The sequence below is a fragment of the Streptomyces sp. NPDC048604 genome (assembly GCF_043199435.1).
Taxonomy (GTDB): Bacteria; Actinomycetota; Actinomycetes; order Streptomycetales; family Streptomycetaceae; genus Streptomyces.
Map to the genome: position 1 here is coordinate 259,267 of NZ_JBICVX010000002.1, position 16,145 is coordinate 275,411.

16 protein-coding genes are annotated in these 16,145 nt (G+C 72.1%); 9 read left to right on the forward strand and 7 right to left on the reverse strand.

Annotated elements, in window-relative coordinates:
- Positions 1–42: 42 nt before the first annotated feature.
- Together ACGFMM_RS05055 and ACGFMM_RS05060 are read right to left on the reverse strand one after the other, a co-directional pair.
- Entirely contained in the window at positions 43–945 is a 903-nt protein-coding gene (locus ACGFMM_RS05055) for a lytic polysaccharide monooxygenase (RefSeq protein WP_393643234.1), read from the reverse strand.
- A gap of 188 nt (positions 946–1,133) precedes the next feature.
- Positions 1,134–1,988: a lysozyme gene (locus tag ACGFMM_RS05060; protein WP_393643236.1), complete on the reverse strand. Its 855-nt coding sequence runs from the start codon at positions 1,986–1,988 to the stop codon at positions 1,134–1,136.
- 209 nt (positions 1,989–2,197) lie between these two features.
- Here ACGFMM_RS05060 and ACGFMM_RS05065 point away from each other — a divergent pair, with 209 nt between their 5' ends.
- The gene (locus tag ACGFMM_RS05065) at positions 2,198–2,683 is read left to right on the forward strand and encodes a MarR family winged helix-turn-helix transcriptional regulator (protein WP_393643238.1); all 486 of its coding nucleotides are present in this window, start codon (positions 2,198–2,200) and stop codon (positions 2,681–2,683) included.
- 55 nt (positions 2,684–2,738) lie between these two features.
- Here the strand turns inward: ACGFMM_RS05065 and ACGFMM_RS05070 are convergent, their stop codons facing one another.
- Positions 2,739–3,521, reverse strand: a complete 783-nt coding sequence (locus ACGFMM_RS05070; protein ID WP_393643240.1) for a hypothetical protein — start codon at positions 3,519–3,521, stop codon at positions 2,739–2,741.
- 376 nt (positions 3,522–3,897) lie between these two features.
- On the opposite strand from ACGFMM_RS05070, the gene ACGFMM_RS05075 reads away from it, so the two are divergent.
- The 6 genes from ACGFMM_RS05075 to ACGFMM_RS05100 all read left to right on the forward strand — a co-directional run bounded on the left by ACGFMM_RS05075 (position 3,898) and on the right by ACGFMM_RS05100 (position 10,572).
- Positions 3,898–6,915, forward strand: a complete 3,018-nt coding sequence (locus tag ACGFMM_RS05075; protein WP_393643750.1) for a nitrate- and nitrite sensing domain-containing protein — start codon at positions 3,898–3,900, stop codon at positions 6,913–6,915.
- Positions 6,912–7,397: a roadblock/LC7 domain-containing protein gene (locus ACGFMM_RS05080; protein ID WP_393643242.1), complete on the forward strand. Its 486-nt coding sequence runs from the start codon at positions 6,912–6,914 to the stop codon at positions 7,395–7,397. The genes ACGFMM_RS05075 and ACGFMM_RS05080 overlap by 4 nt, the downstream gene beginning before the upstream one ends.
- On the forward strand, positions 7,394–7,810 hold the full coding sequence (locus tag ACGFMM_RS05085; protein WP_393643244.1) for a DUF742 domain-containing protein: 417 nt from the start codon (positions 7,394–7,396) through the stop codon (positions 7,808–7,810). Before ACGFMM_RS05080 ends, ACGFMM_RS05085 begins: the two co-directional genes overlap by 4 nt.
- Positions 7,791–8,489, forward strand: coding sequence for an ATP/GTP-binding protein (locus ACGFMM_RS05090; protein WP_393643245.1), 699 nt, complete (start codon positions 7,791–7,793; stop codon positions 8,487–8,489). The genes ACGFMM_RS05085 and ACGFMM_RS05090 overlap by 20 nt, the downstream gene beginning before the upstream one ends.
- Positions 8,490–8,571: 82 nt before the next feature.
- Complete coding sequence (locus tag ACGFMM_RS05095; RefSeq protein ID WP_393643246.1) at positions 8,572–9,807, forward strand: styrene monooxygenase/indole monooxygenase family protein; 1,236 nt, start codon at positions 8,572–8,574, stop codon at positions 9,805–9,807.
- A gap of 138 nt (positions 9,808–9,945) precedes the next feature.
- A complete protein-coding gene (locus ACGFMM_RS05100; protein ID WP_393643248.1) occupies positions 9,946–10,572 on the forward strand; it encodes a hypothetical protein in 627 nt (208 codons plus the stop codon).
- A gap of 15 nt (positions 10,573–10,587) precedes the next feature.
- Here ACGFMM_RS05100 and ACGFMM_RS05105 read toward each other — a convergent pair whose 3' ends face one another.
- The 4 genes from ACGFMM_RS05105 to ACGFMM_RS05120 all read right to left on the reverse strand — a co-directional run bounded on the left by ACGFMM_RS05105 (position 10,588) and on the right by ACGFMM_RS05120 (position 14,121).
- A complete protein-coding gene (locus ACGFMM_RS05105) occupies positions 10,588–11,997 on the reverse strand; it encodes an NlpC/P60 family protein (RefSeq protein ID WP_393643250.1) in 1,410 nt (469 codons plus the stop codon).
- 93 nt (positions 11,998–12,090) lie between these two features.
- Positions 12,091–12,363 (reverse strand): hypothetical protein, encoded by a 273-nt coding sequence (locus tag ACGFMM_RS05110; protein WP_393643252.1) that lies wholly within the window; start codon positions 12,361–12,363, stop codon positions 12,091–12,093.
- Positions 12,364–12,373: 10 nt separating this feature from the next.
- The gene (locus ACGFMM_RS05115) at positions 12,374–13,111 is read right to left on the reverse strand and encodes a TetR/AcrR family transcriptional regulator (RefSeq protein WP_393643253.1); all 738 of its coding nucleotides are present in this window, start codon (positions 13,109–13,111) and stop codon (positions 12,374–12,376) included.
- Between the two features lie 74 nt (positions 13,112–13,185).
- Positions 13,186–14,121 (reverse strand): diiron oxygenase, encoded by a 936-nt coding sequence (locus ACGFMM_RS05120; protein WP_393643255.1) that lies wholly within the window; start codon positions 14,119–14,121, stop codon positions 13,186–13,188.
- 178 nt (positions 14,122–14,299) lie between these two features.
- Between ACGFMM_RS05120 and ACGFMM_RS05125 the strand changes: the two genes are divergently transcribed.
- The gene (locus tag ACGFMM_RS05125) at positions 14,300–15,406 is read left to right on the forward strand and encodes a ferritin-like domain-containing protein (protein ID WP_393643257.1); all 1,107 of its coding nucleotides are present in this window, start codon (positions 14,300–14,302) and stop codon (positions 15,404–15,406) included.
- Positions 15,407–15,522: 116 nt separating this feature from the next.
- Positions 15,523–16,125, forward strand: coding sequence for a Uma2 family endonuclease (locus ACGFMM_RS05130; protein WP_393643752.1), 603 nt, complete (start codon positions 15,523–15,525; stop codon positions 16,123–16,125).
- Positions 16,126–16,145: the final 20 nt, after the last annotated feature.

Consider the following 16,145-nt stretch of genomic DNA (forward strand, 5'->3'; position numbering starts at 1 on the left):
GCCGAGCCGTCCCGCCGCCGCTGTCGGTCGCTGTCCGTGCCGTCAGGCCGTCCTGCGGCGCCGGCCGAGCAGGAGGCTGCCGGTGGCGAAGACGGTCAGCGCGCCGGCCGCCGCCAGGGCCGGGACCAGGGGGGAGTCAGCGGCGGCGGTCGTGTCGGCGGAGAGGGCGGGGGGCTGCTCGTCGCCGCCGTGGCCGGCGTGGCTGACGGTGGAGCGGTCCGCGCCCGCCGCGAGCTTCGCCTCCGTCGGGGCCGTCGCCGAGGTCGCGCCGCCGAAGGTGACGTCCGAGCAGCTGTAGAACGCCTCGGGGGAGTCGTTGCGCTGCCAGACCTGGTACACGATGTGCCGGCCGGTACGGGCCGGGAGGTTGCCGGTGAAGGCGTAGTACCCATCCGTCGAGGTGCGGGTGGTGGCGTACGTGGCGACCGGAGTGGCGTCCAGGTCGGACCACTTCAGGGGCTGCGTCGGGTCGAAGCCCTGCTTGGTGATGTACATCGTCATCGTGCCCGAGTGCGGGGCCGTCACGCGGATCCTGAAGTCGAAGGAGCCCGCCGCGACCGCCGTCGAGGGCCAGTCGGTGCGGGCCCAGTCCAGGGCGCGGTACTTGTCGCGGCCCGCCGAGCAGAGCTTGCCGTCCGGGATCACCTCCTGGTGCCGGCCGTCGGCGTTCGCGAGGTTCACCTCGTTCCAGTCGTACAGCGGCTGGGTCCCGGAGTCGTTCACCAGGTCCTTGCAGACCTGGGACCTGGGAGTCTCCGGGCCCTCCGCGTAACAGGCGGCGACCCGGCTCACGGGGTTGAACACCGCGCCGTGCGCGCTCGCCGCGGTGGGGAGCAGCGGGACGAGGACGGCGGCGGACAGGGCGGCGGCTCCGGCCAGGGCGGCGGTGCGGGCGCGAGAGGCGCGGCGGCGGGGGGTGTGGGGGAGAGGGGTGTGGGACGGCATGCGGGGCTCTCTCTCGTACATGGGGGAGGACGGACGAGCAGCAACGAGCAGGCGCCACACAGGAGTTGCGGCTTCCTGCGGGACACCGCCGCAGAGCTTCGCATTGGTCCATACCAATGGGCAACCCCCCGGGCGTGCCGCCGCACGCCCGGGGGGCCGTCGTCCGTCATGTGCCGCCGTGTTCGGGATCAGCCGTTGGCCAGCGCCCGCACGCGCGTGATGTCACCGTTGAAGTGGTTGTGGTCGCCGACCGTCGGGCCGGTCGAGGTGTACTGCCACATCGTGTAGTACGGCCAGCCGGCCGGGAGTTCGCCGACCGTGGACGCGTACCGCGCGATCCACAGCGGGTTCGTCGACGCGAAGCCGCCGTAGTTGCCGGTGCACTGCTTCCACCAGCTCGTCGCCGTGTAGATCACCGGGTCGCGGCCGGTCCGCGCCTTGTACCGGTTCACGAAGTCGCGGATCCACGCGACCATCCCGGACTGCGTCTTGCCGTAGCAGGTCGCGCCGTACGGGTTCCACTCGATGTCGAGGGCGCCGGGGAGCGTCCTGCCGTCCGCGGACCAGCCGCCGCCGTTGTTCACGAAGTAGTCCGCCTGCGCCGCGCCCGACGTCGTGTCGGGGGTCGCGAAGTGGTACGTGCCGCGGATCATCCCGACGTTGTAGGAGCCGTTGTACTGCTGCGTGAAGTACGTGTTCTTGTAGTACGTGCCTTCGGTCGCCTTGACGTACGCCCAGCGGACGCCGCTGTTCCACAGGGTCTGCCAGGCCACGTTCCCCTGGTGGCTGGAGACGTCCACGCCCTCGGTCTGGACCGCCTGGGCCACGATGCCGCCGGGCTTGCCGTCGCGGCCGTCGTGCTTGACGACGCCCATGCCCATGTACGCGGTGCCGCGCTCGGGCACCTGGGCGGCGCTCGCCGCGCCGGGCAGGGACAGGAGGAGAGCCAGCGCCGCACATAAGGCGGCGATCACGGTGGGGCGGTCGGCGAGGGCTCTGGATCGGGTTCGGGTTCGGGTCATTCCGGATCTGTGCACGGGCATTGCGTGCCTCCGAAAGGCTCGGTGGGGGGACCTGCGACATGTCATGGTGTGGACATGCCAGAAATGACGCTACGCACGTAGACCCCGCCGACGGAAGGGGGTCCGGGTGCTGCCGATGGTCTACGCCTGCGAAATACTGGAGGAGCTGCGGCGTTGTCGGCCGCCGAAGGAAACTTTCAGCGATCGGAAAGCGCGCGAGGGGTGCTGACGTGCACGGAAGCGGTACGGGGAGTGAAGTCGACCCCACGCCCGGGAATGGTGTGGACCGGGAATTCCTCGCTCTCGAACGGGAATTGTCCGTCTTCCTGCGCCGCGCCCGCGCCTCCTCCGGCGAGATGGCCCGCGAGGTCCACCCCGAACTGGAGCCCGCCGCCTACGGACTGCTCGTCCGGCTCGACGAGGCCGGCCCGCAGCGCGCCACCGAACTCGCCGCGTACATCGGCGTCGGCAAGGCGACCATGAGCCGCCAGCTGCGCGCCCTGGACGACCTCGGCCTGATCGCCCGCGACCCCGACCCGGCCGACGGCCGCGCCTGGCTCGTCCGGATCACCGACGAGGGCCGCGGCCGCTTTCGCAGCGTCCGCGACGCCCGGCGCGAGCGGTACGTGCGCAAGCTCGCCGACTGGGACCGCGGCGAGGTCGCCGAACTGGCCCGGCTGCTGCACCAGCTCAACGCCCGCGCGGAGAGCGACTGACCCGGAACCGGCGCAGGGCGGGCCTGACCCGCCCCGCCCCACGCGCCGGGTGCGCCTACAGCTCCGCCCACACCGCCGTCGCGTCGTCGTGCAGCTTCCAGCGCCGTACGCCCCCGGCCGCCGCGTCCGCTGACTCGTGCGCCCGCACCCGTTCCACCAGGCCCCGCGGCCCCTCCTTCGCGAGCAGCGCGCAGCAGTCCGCCCAGTCGCCGGCCCCGAACAGCTCCACCCAGCGGGCCGCCCCGTCCGTGAGCGCCGCCAGCGCCCGGACCTCCGCCCGTGGCGTCGTCCCGGCGACCGCGCGCGCGGCCACCGCCGGGTCCGCCGCGGCGGTGAAGAACCCGCCCTCGCGGTTGCGCAGTCGGTCCGTCGCCTCGTGGGAGCGCAGGACCTCGCGGGGGATCCGGTCCAGCCGGTCGTCGCGCACCGCCGTCACCGCACCCGCGGGGGACTCCAGGAGCAGTACCGAGTCCGACAGCACCAGATGCTCCACCGTCTCCTCGTCCCACCGCGCGAGGGCCACCGTGGCCTGCGGCGTACGGACGTGAGAAAGGTCACACGTGTCGCGGTGGGCGTTTGCGGTGCGCTCGATGGCAGAGAACAGGATGTCGGCCAGGGGCATGTCCCGCCGCGAACCGGACAGTTCGGTCAGCGCGCCACCCAGTCGTGCGGTGAACCAGGGCACGGTGTGCACACAACCGTCATCACCGGCCGGCGGAGTCACCCCGTCCAGGACCACCACCGCCCCGCCTGCCCCCGCTGCCGGGACAACCGCCGCTGCCCAGTCCTCATTGGGGCGTTCGGGGCTGCCGGGAACGGAGACGAGTTCGGTGCGCATGCCGCCAGTCTGCATCTCCGCCTGCATGACACCTTCACACCGTCTCCCGAAAGCCGAAATTGGCCTGAACCAGATGGCGGAGAAGCGGTGGAAGGACAAAAGCGGAACGCCTGGGAAGCTGCGGGCGGGCATCTTGCCAAAGGCCGCCCGGAAGATCCAACCGACGCTCCGGAACGGACTCCGATCCGTAACGCGGGGAGTTGTTCGGCCGCTTGGGAGTGTTGTTCACTCGTTCGGGTGGCGGAGTGGCCGATGCGCGTTCCCTTCCCATAGGCACTGGAATGGTCGGAAGCCGTACCAGGGGTGGGGGCGTTCTGCGGTGTGACCGGTCGTCACCTCTGCTTCATGGGCGGACGAGTCGAGAATGCGAGCACCGGTGCAGAAGAAGCGGCCTGGGAGCAAGAACGGTACGCGCGTGGAGACCCCCGGTGATCCGCAGAACCCGGGCGCCACGCCGGCCCCGGACGCCGTGCCGGCGAAGCGTCCCGTTCGCGTACGCACCCGCCTCGTCGGCGGCGTCGCCCTCGTCTCGCTGACCGTCCTCGCGGCCGGCGCCCCCGCCGTGCTCGGCGCCTCCGCCGAACTCAAGGACGCCCAGTCGCTCGTCGACCTCGCCGCGCTCGACCGGCAGGCCGTCACCCTCGCCCACTCCCTCGCCGACGAGCGCGACGAGGTCGTCGCCTACGTCGCCGCCGGCCGCGACGACCAGGGCGGCCCCGCGAAGAAGAAGCGGAAGATCACCCCGGCCCGGGCCGCCCGCGTCGACCGGCAGATCGACGAGATCCGCGCCGACGCCCCCGCCCAGCTCCGCCGTGACCTCGCCACCGTCCCCTCCGTGCGCCGTGCCGCCCTCACCGGCGAGGGCACCGCCCTGGAGACCTTCAAGGCGTACACGGACGTCATCACCCAGCTCCAGGCCCTCGCCGACCGGCTCGCCGAGCGCACCCCGCCGGACCTCGCCGAGGCCTCTCGCGCGCCCGCCGCCCTCGGCCGCGCCGTCGAACAGGCCTCCGCCACCCGCGCGCTGCTGCTCGGCGCGCTCGCCGTGCCCGAGCCGAAGGACGGCGGCAGCCACTTCGACCCCATCACCGGCACGATGGTCCCCGACGAGAACGAGGAGGCCGCCGACGCCGAGCGCGGCCGTACCGCCCTGAGCGCGGCCGCCCAGCAGGCCCGGGTCCGCGAACTCGCCGCACTCGCCGACTTCGACCAGGCCGCCACCGCGGACGCCCGCGACTCCCTCGCCTCCACCGTCACCGGCCCCGAGGTCAAGCAGGCCGAAGGGCTCCTCGCCAAGCTCACCGACGAGCCCGAGCTCAGCCGCGCCGAGCGGCGCACCGACCCCGCCCGGCTCGACGCCGCGCTCTCCGCCCGCATCGAACAGATGCGCGGCGTCGAGTCCGCGCTCGCCACGGCGCAGGTCGAACGCCTCGAGACCGCCCGGGACGACGCGTTCACCGACCTCGAACTCGCCATCGGCTACCTCGGCGGCTGCCTTCTGCTCACCGTCGGCGTCTCCGCCGCCGTCGCCCGCACCCTGACCCGCCCGCTCGCCGTACTGCGCATCGGCGCCGCCCGGCTCGCCGGCGCGGACCAGCCGCAGACCGAGGAGCCGGTGCGCTTCACCGGCCGTAACGACGAGTTCGCCCAGGTCGTACGGTCCCTCAACACGCTGCAGCACCGGCTGGCCGGCCTCGCCGGGCAGGTCGCCGCGCTCGACGAGGACCGTGCCGACCTCGCCGGCGCCCGGGAGGCGCTCGCCGCGGAGTTCACCGCGCAGCGGGCCGAACTCCGGGAACAGACCGCCCGGCTCACCGCCGAACTGGAACAGCTCCGGCACACCGTCCGGCACACCTTCGTCAACCTCTCGCTGCGCACCCTCGGGCTCGTCGAGCGCCAGCTCGGCGTCATCGAGAAGCTGGAGGAGCGCGAGCAGGACCCGGACCGGCTCGCCACGCTCTTCAAGCTCGACCACATGGCCACGGTCATGCGGCGGCACAGCGAGAACCTCCTCGTCCTCGCCGGCCACGAGCACATCCACGGCCACCCCGGCCCGGTGCCGCTGGTCGACGTGCTGCGCGCCGCGGTCAGCGAGATCGAGCGGTACGAGCGGGTCACCATCCAGTCCCTGCCGCCGCACGCCCAGATCGCCGGCTTCGCGGCCGACGACCTCAGCCACCTGGTCGCCGAACTCCTGGAGAACGCGGCCTCGTTCTCGCCGCCGGACGCGCAGGTCCAGCTCTCCGGCTGGCTCCTGGAGACCGGCGAGGTCATGCTCTCCGTCCAGGACGAGGGCATCGGCATGACCGAGGGCCGGCTCGCCGAGCTCAACACCCGGCTCGCCGAGCCCGAGCAGGACGGCGGCACCGACCTGGACGGCGAGGGCCTGGGCATCCGCGTCACCGCGCTGCTCGCGGCGCGGCTCGGCGTCCGTGTGACGCTGCGGGAGCAGAAGCAGGGCGGTGTGGCGGCGGTCGTCGTCCTGCCGCTGCCCCTGCTCCCGGACGCCCCGCCGACCGCCGTCCCGCCGAAGGTCCCGGTCGCCGGAGGCGCGGCGCCCACCCTGAGCCTCCCCGGCTCGGTGGCCGAGGCGAACTCCAACACCCTCCCGGAACGCCCACGCGACCCGCTCATCGTGCTGGCGGAGCAGGCCATCGCGGAGTCGGAGGCGGAGACGGCCGGCGCCCTGACGGACGCCGAGGTTGTGGCCGAGCCCGAGGCCGAGGCCGATGACGTCCTGCCGGACGCCGCCGCCGAGCCCGTACGCGATGCCGACACCGACACCGACGCCGTACCGGTGGACCTCGCCGAGCCCGACCACCCCGTCGTCCCCGCGGAGTCCCCCGCCGAGACCACGCTCCAGGTGCGGTTCCCGATCGTCGAGGAGCCGGCGGAGGACGTCCAGGCCGACGACGCACCCGCCGACGACGCCCCGGATTCGGCCCCCGCCGCGGCCGCCCCCCAGACCATCCCCGTCCCCGAGCCCCGGCCCCAGCCCGAGGCCGTACGCGAGGCTGCGCATCCCGCGGAGTCCGCGGACCCCCCCACCCCCGAAACTCCCGTCCCCGCCCCCAACCCCTACGCCATCGGTCCGGACGCCCACGAGCGGGCGGACGAGCCCCGGCTGACGGACAAGGGGCTGCCCAAGCGCACCCCCCGGATCACCAAGCCGGCCGACGTGCCCGCCCCGCGCCCCGCCGGAGGTGTCGACGCCGAGGCGCTGCGCGCCCGGCTCGGCGGCTTCCACCAGGGCGCCAAGGACGGCCGCCGCGACGTCGCGGCGGAGATCGGCGGGCACGGTCACGCGTCCGCCGAGGCTCACGCCGAGGCGCACCACGCACGCAGCACCACCGAGGAGTCGACGGGGGAGACAGTCGAGGAGGCACGCAGTTGACTGCGACCGGAACATTCGGACTGAGCACGGAGGCCCGCAATCTGCAGTGGCTCCTGGGCAACCTCGTCGAGGAGGTGCCAGGGCTCCGTTCCGTCGCCGTCGTCTCGTCCGACGGACTGCTCCTGCTCTCCTCCGACCCGGCCCTGAACGCCGCCGCCCCCGCCGGTCCCGCCCACCGGGGCGGCCCGCGCGGCTCCAGCGCCGACCTCGCGACCATCGTCTCCGGCATCGGCAGCCTCACCATCGGCGCCGCGCAGCTGATGGACGGCGGCGGCGTGAAGCAGACCATGGTGAACATGGACGAGGGCAGCGTCTTCGTCATGTCCATCAGCGACGGCTCCCTGCTCGGCGTGCACGCCGAGCCCGACTGCGACATGAGCGTCGTCGCGTACCACATGGCGCTCTTCGTCGGCCGCGCCGGACACGTCCTCACCCCCGAACTCCGCAGCGAGCTGCGCAAATCGATGGAGAGCGTCCAGTGACCTCCGCGTCCCTCCCGCACCCCCGCAGGCTGCCGGTACGAGGGGACGGGCGCCGCCCCGCGCGGGTCCGCCCGTACTCGCTGACCGGCGGCCGCACCCGCTTCGGTCACGTCCTGCTGGTGGAGACCTTCGTCGCCGCGCTCGAAGCCCCCGAGCCGCGCAGGCAACTGACCAACGGCGGGATCGGCGCCCGGCTCATGCCGGAACTGCGCGCCATCGTCGAGCTCTGCCGCCGGATGCGTACCGTCGCGGAGATCTCGGCCCTCCTCAAGATGCCGTTGGGTGTCGTCCGGGTGCTGCTCAGCGACCTGGCCGACCAGGGAAAGATCCGTGTGTACGGGACCGGTCACGGCACCGGCCAGCCCGACCGCGCGCTCCTCGAAAGGGTGCTGAGTGGACTCCGTCGTCTCTGACGTCACCACCGAACCGGTCCTCGCGGCCGGAATCCCCGCGCAGCCCGAAGCGCCGTACGAAGCGTCCTCCGATCCGCTCCCGGAGCCGGAGGACGGCGCCCGGGACTGGCAGCTGGATCACACCCGCGCGCCGATCGCGACGAAGATAGTCGTCGCCGGCGGCTTCGGCGTCGGCAAGACGACCTTCGTCCGGTCCGTCTCGGAGATCACTCCGCTGCAGACCGAGGCGCTGATGACGCAGGCGAGCGAGGAGACCGACGACCTCTCCGCCACGCCCGGCAAGCTCACCACGACCGTGGCGATGGACTTCGGCCGCATCACGCTGGACGAGGACCTCGTCCTGTACCTGTTCGGCACGCCCGGCCAGCAGCGGTTCTGGTTCATGTGGGACGACCTGGTGCGCGGCGCGATCGGCGCGGTCGTGCTCGCCGACACCCGCCGGCTCACGGACTGCTTCCCGGCGCTCGACTACTTCGAGAGCTGCGGACTGCCGTACATCGTCGCGGTCAACCACTTCGAGGGGACCGAGGTGTTCGAGGCCGAGGACGTCAGGGAGGCCCTGACGGTCCCGCCGCACGTGCCTGTGGTGATCATGGACGCGCGCAAGCGGTACAGCGTCGTCGAGACCCTGCTCGCCATGGTCGGGCAGGCGCTGCAAGCCACCCCCGAACAGCCGTAGTCGCAGCTGCAGCCGTAGTCGCAGCCGTAGTACGTCGCCGCCCCCCGTCACACCACGCACGCATCGCCTAGGAGGCTCCGCCATGCGGAAGATACTCATCGTCGGAGCCGGCCAGTCCGGTCTCCAGCTCGCCCTCGGCCTCCAGTCGCAGGGGTACGAGGTCACCCTCATGTCCAACCGCACGGCGGACGAGATCCGGTCCGGCCGGGTCATGTCCACGCAGTGCATGTTCGACACCGCGCTCCAGCACGAGCGCGACCTCGGCATCAACTTCTGGGAGTCCCAGGCCCCGCGGATCGAGGGCCTCGGCGTCTCCGTCGCCGGCCCGGAATCCCAGCGCGTGATCGACTGGGTCGGGAAGCTCGACGGCTACGCCCAGTCCGTCGACCAGCGCGTGAAGATGGCCGGCTTGATGGAGACCTTCGCCCAGCGCGGCGGCCAGCTCGTCATACACGGCGCGGCCGTGTCCGACCTGGACTACTTCTCCCGCACCTACGACCTGGTGCTCGTCTCCGCCGGCAAGGGCGAGCTGGTCTCCATGTTCGGCCGGGACGCCGACCGCTCCCCGTTCACCGAGCCGCAGCGCGCGCTGGCCGTCGCGTACGTGCACGGCCTCGGCCCGCGCCCCGAGCACCCCGAGTTCGACGCGGTCCGCTGCAACCTGGTGCCCGGCGTCGGCGAGCTGTTCGTCATGCCGACGCTCACCACGTCCGGCCGCGCCGACATACTCTTCTGGGAGGGCATACCCGGCGGCCCCCTCGACGCGTTCAAGGGCGTCAAGGACCCGGCGGAGCACCTGTCGCTCACGCTGGAGCTGATGGAGAAGTTCACGCCCTGGGAGTACGCGCGCGCCACGAAGGTCGAGCTGACCGACGCGAACGGCACGCTGGCCGGCCGCTACGCCCCCACCGTCCGCAACCCGATCGGCCGGCTGCCCGGCGGCGGTCTGGTCCTCGGCGTCGCCGACGTGGTCGTGGCCAACGACCCGATCACCGGCCAGGGCTCCAACTCGGCGTCCAAGTGCGCCGCCTCGTACCTCGCCTCCATCGTCGAGCAGGGCGAGAAGCCGTTCGACGAGGAGTGGATGCAGTCGACGTTCGACCGGTACTGGGACACCGCGCAGCACGTCACCAAGTGGACGAACGCGATGCTAGGCGTCCCGCCGGAGCACGTCCTGAACCTGATCGGCGCGGCGGGCCAACTCCAGCCCGTCGCCGACCGCTTCGCGAACGGCTTCGACAACCCGGCCGACTTCGAGAACTTCTTCTACGAGCCGGACAAGACCGGCGCGTACCTGGAGTCCGTCGCCAAGGCCTGACGTCCCGCGGACCAGGGCGGCCCGGACCTCTGATGCCAGGGGCCCGGGCCGTACCCTGAGGACTTGTCAGGGCCGAGTCAGGGTGTGTGCAGGGGCATGCCTGATCTCCGGGTCCGGCGCCGCCGACAAGATCGACGCATGACGACGCGACCTCGGGGTACCAGCCGGACCGCACTGACGCGGACCGCCTTCATCGCCGCACCGCTGTGCATGCTCGCCTACGGGGCGATCCGCCTCTCCGACCCGGAGCATGGCCCCGGGCCGGCCTGGACGATCAGCCATATCGCCATGATCGCCGGAGTGCTGCTCTTCGCGCCGGTCTTCCTGGGGCTGCTGCGCATGTCGGAGCCGACGGCCGGTGCGGCGCGGCTGAGCGCCCGCGCGGCCACGCTGTTCGGACTGCTCGGGACAGCGGCGGTCACCGCCCAGGGCGTCATCGACGTCGTCGTCGGCCTCCAGGCCGACGACCGGGCCGGGATGAACCGGCTCTTCGAAGAGATCCAGAGCCACCCGGGCGTGCAGCCCGCGGTGTACACGGTCGTCCCGATCCTGTTCTACGTCGGCCTGCTGTGGCTGGTGACCCAGCTCGCCGTCCAGCGCCGCATCAGCGTCTGGCGTCCCGTCCTGGTACTGCTCGGTACGGCGACGATGGCGGCCGGTCTGGACCTGCTGCCGCTCGGCGCGCTGTTCTTCTGCGTGGCCCTGTTCCCGCTGGGGCGCGACGCGGCGACCGCCGACGCCGCACGTGTCCCGCGGTCGGCCTAGGACGGCGTCTCCCCGTCACTCCCGGTCGAACCCCTCGTCCGCGCCGTCCGTCGCCCCCTCCGGGAGTTCGGGCGGCGTGTACGAGGCGAGCGCGGCGCCGGACGGGTCCGGGCGGACCGCGCCGAGGAGCGGGTTCGCCGCGATCGGCGAGACCTTGACCTTGCCGCCCGGGCGCGGGGCCTGCACCACCAGGCCCTCGCCCAGGTAGATCGCCACATGCATGGCCCCCGGGAAGTAGACCACCAGGTCGCCCGGGCGCAGCTCGCGCAGCGGCACCTTGGGCAGCGTGCGCCACTGCTCCTGGCTGGTGCGCGGGACCTCCCGCCCGGCGCTCGCCCACGCCTGCTGGGTCAGCCCGGAGCAGTCGTACGACTCCGGCCCCTCCGCGCCCCACACGTACGGCTTGCCGATCTGCGCCACCGCGAAGCGCAGCGCCTCGCCGCCCTCCCGGGACGGGGTGCGCGGACCGTCCAGCACCCCGGAGCCCAGCAGTTCGCGCTGCGCGCCCGCCGTGCCCCGGCGCTCCAGCTCGGACAGCGCGGTCAGCTCCTGGGGGGAGAGCCCGGCCAGCAGCCGCTGGACCTCCTTCAGCTTCGTCTCCACCGTGTCCCGCGCCTTCTTCTGCCGCGCCGTCAGCACCTGCTGCCGGTCCAGCGCCTTGCGGGAGGCGGTCGCCAGCGCGTCCGCCTGCTTCTCGCCGCCCGCCAGCCGGGCGATCGTCGCGGCCCGGCCGCGCGCGGCACGCTCCATCAGATGCCCCTGGTCCAGGGCCTGCTGCGGGTTGCGGGCGAGCAGTACCCGCAGATACGACGAGAACTCGCTGCTGCCCTGGTACTGCTCCCGTGCCAGCCGCCCCGCGTCGTCCCGGCTGCGCGCCAGCGCGGTCCGGGCGGCGGTGAGACGGGCGGTGACGGCCTTGGTCTCGGCGGTCCTGACCTTCAGCTCCTCGGCGGTGGCGTTGAAGGTCTCGGTGGCCGCGCCGGCCTCCTGGTAGAGCGTCCGGAGCCTGGTGAGCAGCTGGGAGAGGGAGGACGGCGCGCCGGGGGAGAGGGACGGGTCGAGGGGGTCGGGCAGCTCGGAGGCGTCGCCGGTGCCGGGAAGACCGAGGTCGTCGAGCGCGTCGGACGGCTCGTCCAGGTTCGGGTCACCGGCCGGGTCGGTCCCGGCGGACTCGTCCTCGGCAGGGTCGACGCCGTCGTCCGGCGTCTCCTCCGATGCTCCCTCCGACGCCTCCTCCGGTACGTCCCCGGGCAGGACCGGCGTCTCCGTGCCGTCCTCGTCGTCCTCGCCGGTGGCGGAGGTCCCCGTCACACCCGCCGGCGCCGGGTCGGCCGGGTCGTCGGCGGTCGCGGCCGGGGTCGGGGCCAGGGCGGTGGCCGCGGCGAGCATCCCCGTGCAGACCGTGCGCAGCAGCTTTCCTGACACGTCATCACCTCCACCGCGATGATGCGGGGGAGGCGGTGGGGTCACCTCACGGGTGGGCGGAACGGCCCAACGCCCTCACTCCATCCAGTCCCGTCAGTCGATCGGCCGCGGCGGCCTCGACCAGGGCCACCTGGGGCGTTCGCGGCCCTCGGGGGCGTACACGTACTTCCAGCCGCGCTGGATGCCGAGCCGCTTGGTGTGCCCGGCCGGCTCGCGGCGGTACGCGAAGAGCGTCGGCGGGCCGCCGGCGTCGTCCGGTACCGGGACCTCGTACCACTTCGGCGGGTGGCCGGTGGGGCCGAGGAGGATCGGCAGGACCTCGCCGTCCAGGGGGCCGCCGTGAAAGGGGGTGTTCTCGCTTCGCACGGTTCCAGTGTCACCCGGCGTCGTCGGAGAGCAGGTGGGCGGCGTGCCCGACGAGCGGCATCACCCGGCGGGCGAGGGTCCCGACCGCGCCGGAGGCGGTCTCCTGGGCGAGCAGGGCCTCGACGGCCCCGGCGGTCTCGGGGTCGGTGGCGGCGGTCGCGGTGAGGAGGGCGACGAGGTGGTCGACGAGCCAGTCGCGCAGCTCCCCGACGGGCGGCTGCTTGTCCTGGTCGAGCCAGATGAGCGAGGCGGCCTCGACGGCGGCGATCCAGGTCCGGATCATCATGCGCAGCCGGGGCCCGGGCCGGCTCATGCCCAGATGCCGCTGGATCTGCTCGGCGGCGGACCGGCGCACCTCGTCGACGATGGCGGAGGTGCGGGAGGTCTCGACGACGCTGCCGCCGCGCAGCAGCGCGCTGAAACCGGCGTCGTGCTGGTCGACGAAGGCGAGGTACCGGTCGAGGACCCGGGCGAGCCGCTCGGTCGGCGGCCCGTCGGTCGGCTCGCCGAAGCAGTCCTCCAGCTCGTCGGCGGCGGAGCGCAGCGCGGCCTCGTACAGCTGCTGCTTGCCGCCCGGGAAGTACCGGTACACGAGCGGCCGCGAGACCCCTGCCGTCTCGGCGACGTCGTCGAGCGAGACCTCGTCCGGGCTGCGGTGCGCGAAGAGCGTGAGGGCCGCGCCGAGCAGCTGGGTACGGCGCTCCTCGACGCTGAGCCTGCGGTACGCGGGCGAGGCGGCACTGGTCATGCCACGCAGCGTAACCCGCCGGTATGAACACGAGGCCATGTCACGGGGCGATGTTCCGCGGCAGAGGCTTCCCCCTACGCCAGCAGCCCCGACGACCGCCACAGCGCGCGGCCCGGGCCGCGCAGGAGGCCGATGTCGTCGAGGAAGTCGGTCAGGCGCTTCGCGCCGGTCTGCATGACCTCGCGGCGGTGCCCGCTCGCCTTCACCTGGGCGACGGCCTCGCGGCGGTCGAGGCCCACGTTCTCGTAGACCCGCGGGTTGACGAAGCAGACCGAGAAGACCCGCGCCGCCTCGCCGCAGCTGAGCCGGGTGAACTCCTGCTCCCAGCGGGGCGCGGTCACCATCTGGCGGCGCAGTTCCTCGCGGGCGTACCGGACGTGCCGGGCCTCCTCGACCACGTGGATGCGGGTGACCCCCCGGACCAGGGTCTGCACCCGCTCGTCCGGGAAGGTCAGCCGCTGCATCCAGTCGAGGATCTCCTCGCCGAGCAGGGTCGAGGCGAACGAGCCGGGCGTGGTGGAGACGGTCTTCAGGACGCGGGCGAGGTTGTGGTAGATCCGCGGCACCGGGTAGTCCGGGGTGCCGCCCTGGCGGATCAGCTTGGCGAACATCATCGAGTGCCGGCACTCGTCCGCTATCTCGGTGAGCGCGTAGCGGACATGATGGCTGGTCAGAGACTTGTCGTAGATGTGCCGGACGAGCAGCTGCATCAGGATGATCTCGAACCAGATGCCCAGCGAAGCCAGTGAGGCGGCCTCGTGGCGGGCCAGGTCGTGCCGCTGCTCCTCGCCCATCCGCCGCCACAGCGGAGTGTCGTAGAGGGAGACCAGCTCCGGCGGCCAGAACCACTTGCCGTCCTCGAACGGTGCGTCCCAGTCCAGCTCCTTCTCCGGGTCGAACGAGTGCTTGAGCGACGATTCGAGCAGCCGCTCGGCGAGCTGCTCGCGGTCGCGCAGCGGGCCGAGCGCGTCGCGCAACAGCGTGAAGTCCGGTTCCGTGGATGTCGTCATGGCCGTGCGCACCTCGCTGTGCTTGCCGTGGAGTTGGGGCCGGGACGGGCCCCGCGCTTATGAGACTGCTCGTCAGCAAGTCGGGCGTCAATCCCCCGTGCGCGACTTGTTGACTCGCCGTCTACCGCGTGTGAGCCTGCTCCCCGACCGCCCCGTACAACGGTGTGAGGAGGCGTCGGTGTCGACGCACGACCTGTACGCGAACGCCCCGGGAGACCAGGTCTGGCAGGTTCCGGCCGGCGGCTCGGCCCGTTTCACCTGGGAGTACGAAGACGGCCGCGAGCGGCTGTTGGCCCTGTACCAGAAGGGCAAGGACAAGCAGTGGGACGGCGCGAAGCGCATCGACTGGGAGCTTGAGGTCGACCCGTACGACCCGCTCGGCACCCCCGACGACGTGCTGACCCTGCACGGCACCCGCCACTGGGCCAGGATGACCGAGAAGGACAAGGGCGAACTGCGCCGGCACTACGCCTCCTGGCAGTTCAGCCAGTTCCTGCACGGCGAGCAGGGCGCGATGATCTGCGCCGCCCGCATCGTGGAGTCGGTGCCCGACCTCGACGCCAAGTTCTACTCCGCGACGCAGACCATGGACGAGGCCCGGCACGCCGAGATCTACGGCCGGTTCCTGCACGAGAAGATCGGCATGCTCTACCCGATCAACGACAACCTCCAGGCCCTGCTCGGCGACACGCTCCGCGACTCCCGCTGGGACATGCCGTACCTCGGCATGCAGGTGCTCATCGAGGGCCTCGCCCTCGCCGCCTTCGGCATGATCCGCGACACCACCGACAAGCCGCTGCCGAAACAGATCCTGGCGTACGTGATGCAGGACGAGGCCCGGCACGTGGCCTTCGGCCGGATGGCGCTGCGGGACTACTACCGGCAGCTCACGGACGCCGAACTGCGCGAACGCGAGGAGTTCGTGATCGAGGGCTGCTACCTGATGCGCGACCGGCTGCGCGGGATCGAGGTGCTGGAGAACTTCGGCATCCCGCGCAAGGAGGCGGAGGAGTACTCGGAGAACAACGAGTTCCTGCACCTGTTCCGCAAGCTGCTGTTCAGCCGGATCGTGCCCTGCGTGAAGGACATCGGCCTGTGGGGCGAACGGCTCCAGAAGGCATACCTCGACATGGGCGTCTTCGACCTCGGCGACTCCAACCTGGACCTCCTGATGACCCAGGACGAGGAGATAGCCGAAGCCCTGGACCGCGAACGCTTCGCGACGGAGGAGCGTGAGCGGGTGGCGGAGGTGACGGAGGCGATCGCGGAGGGGGCGGGGGAGTAGGGGGCATATTCCTGCGTCAATGTCGAGACCGGCTCTTCGCCCGTCAGAGGGGCGGTTCGGCGTTCACCCTGGGTAGCCTGGCTGTGTCAGGCAGACTCCGCTCCATGGGAGCAACCATGGGCCCCGCACGCGAGTACGGGCTGGACGACGACTACGAGTGGCCTCGTCCCCCGGCCGGCGGCTGGACGGCGGACGATCTGGACCGGCTTCCGAACCTGCCTCCACATACGGAGCTGATCGACGGGAGCCTGGTGTTCGTGAGTCCGCAGACTCGAGTCCGTTCACGCACGTTGCGTCTCCTGGAGAACGAGTTGTGGGCTCATGCCCCAGAGCACCTGGAGGCCATCCGGGAGATGACGATCAAGCTCGACGAGCGAAACCGGCCCGAACCGGACCTGCTCGTGGTGAATGAGGGAGCCGACACCGGGCCCTGGCGCACCTGCCTGCGGCCCGAGGACGTCCTTCTCGCCGTTGAAGTCGTCTCCGAGGAATCCGTGCAGCGAGACCGTGACGTCAAGCCGCGCAAGTACGCCGAGGCGGGTTTCCGGCACTTCTGGCGGGTGGAGGAGAACGACGGCCTGCCGGTCGTCTACGTCTTCGAGCTGGAACCCGTGACCAAGTCGTACGTCCCCACCGGCATCTTCCACGACCGGCTCAAGTTGACCGTCCCGTTCCCCATCGACATCGACCTCACGTCGGTCAACCGCCGCCGCGCCTGAACGCCGGACGGGGCCGGACC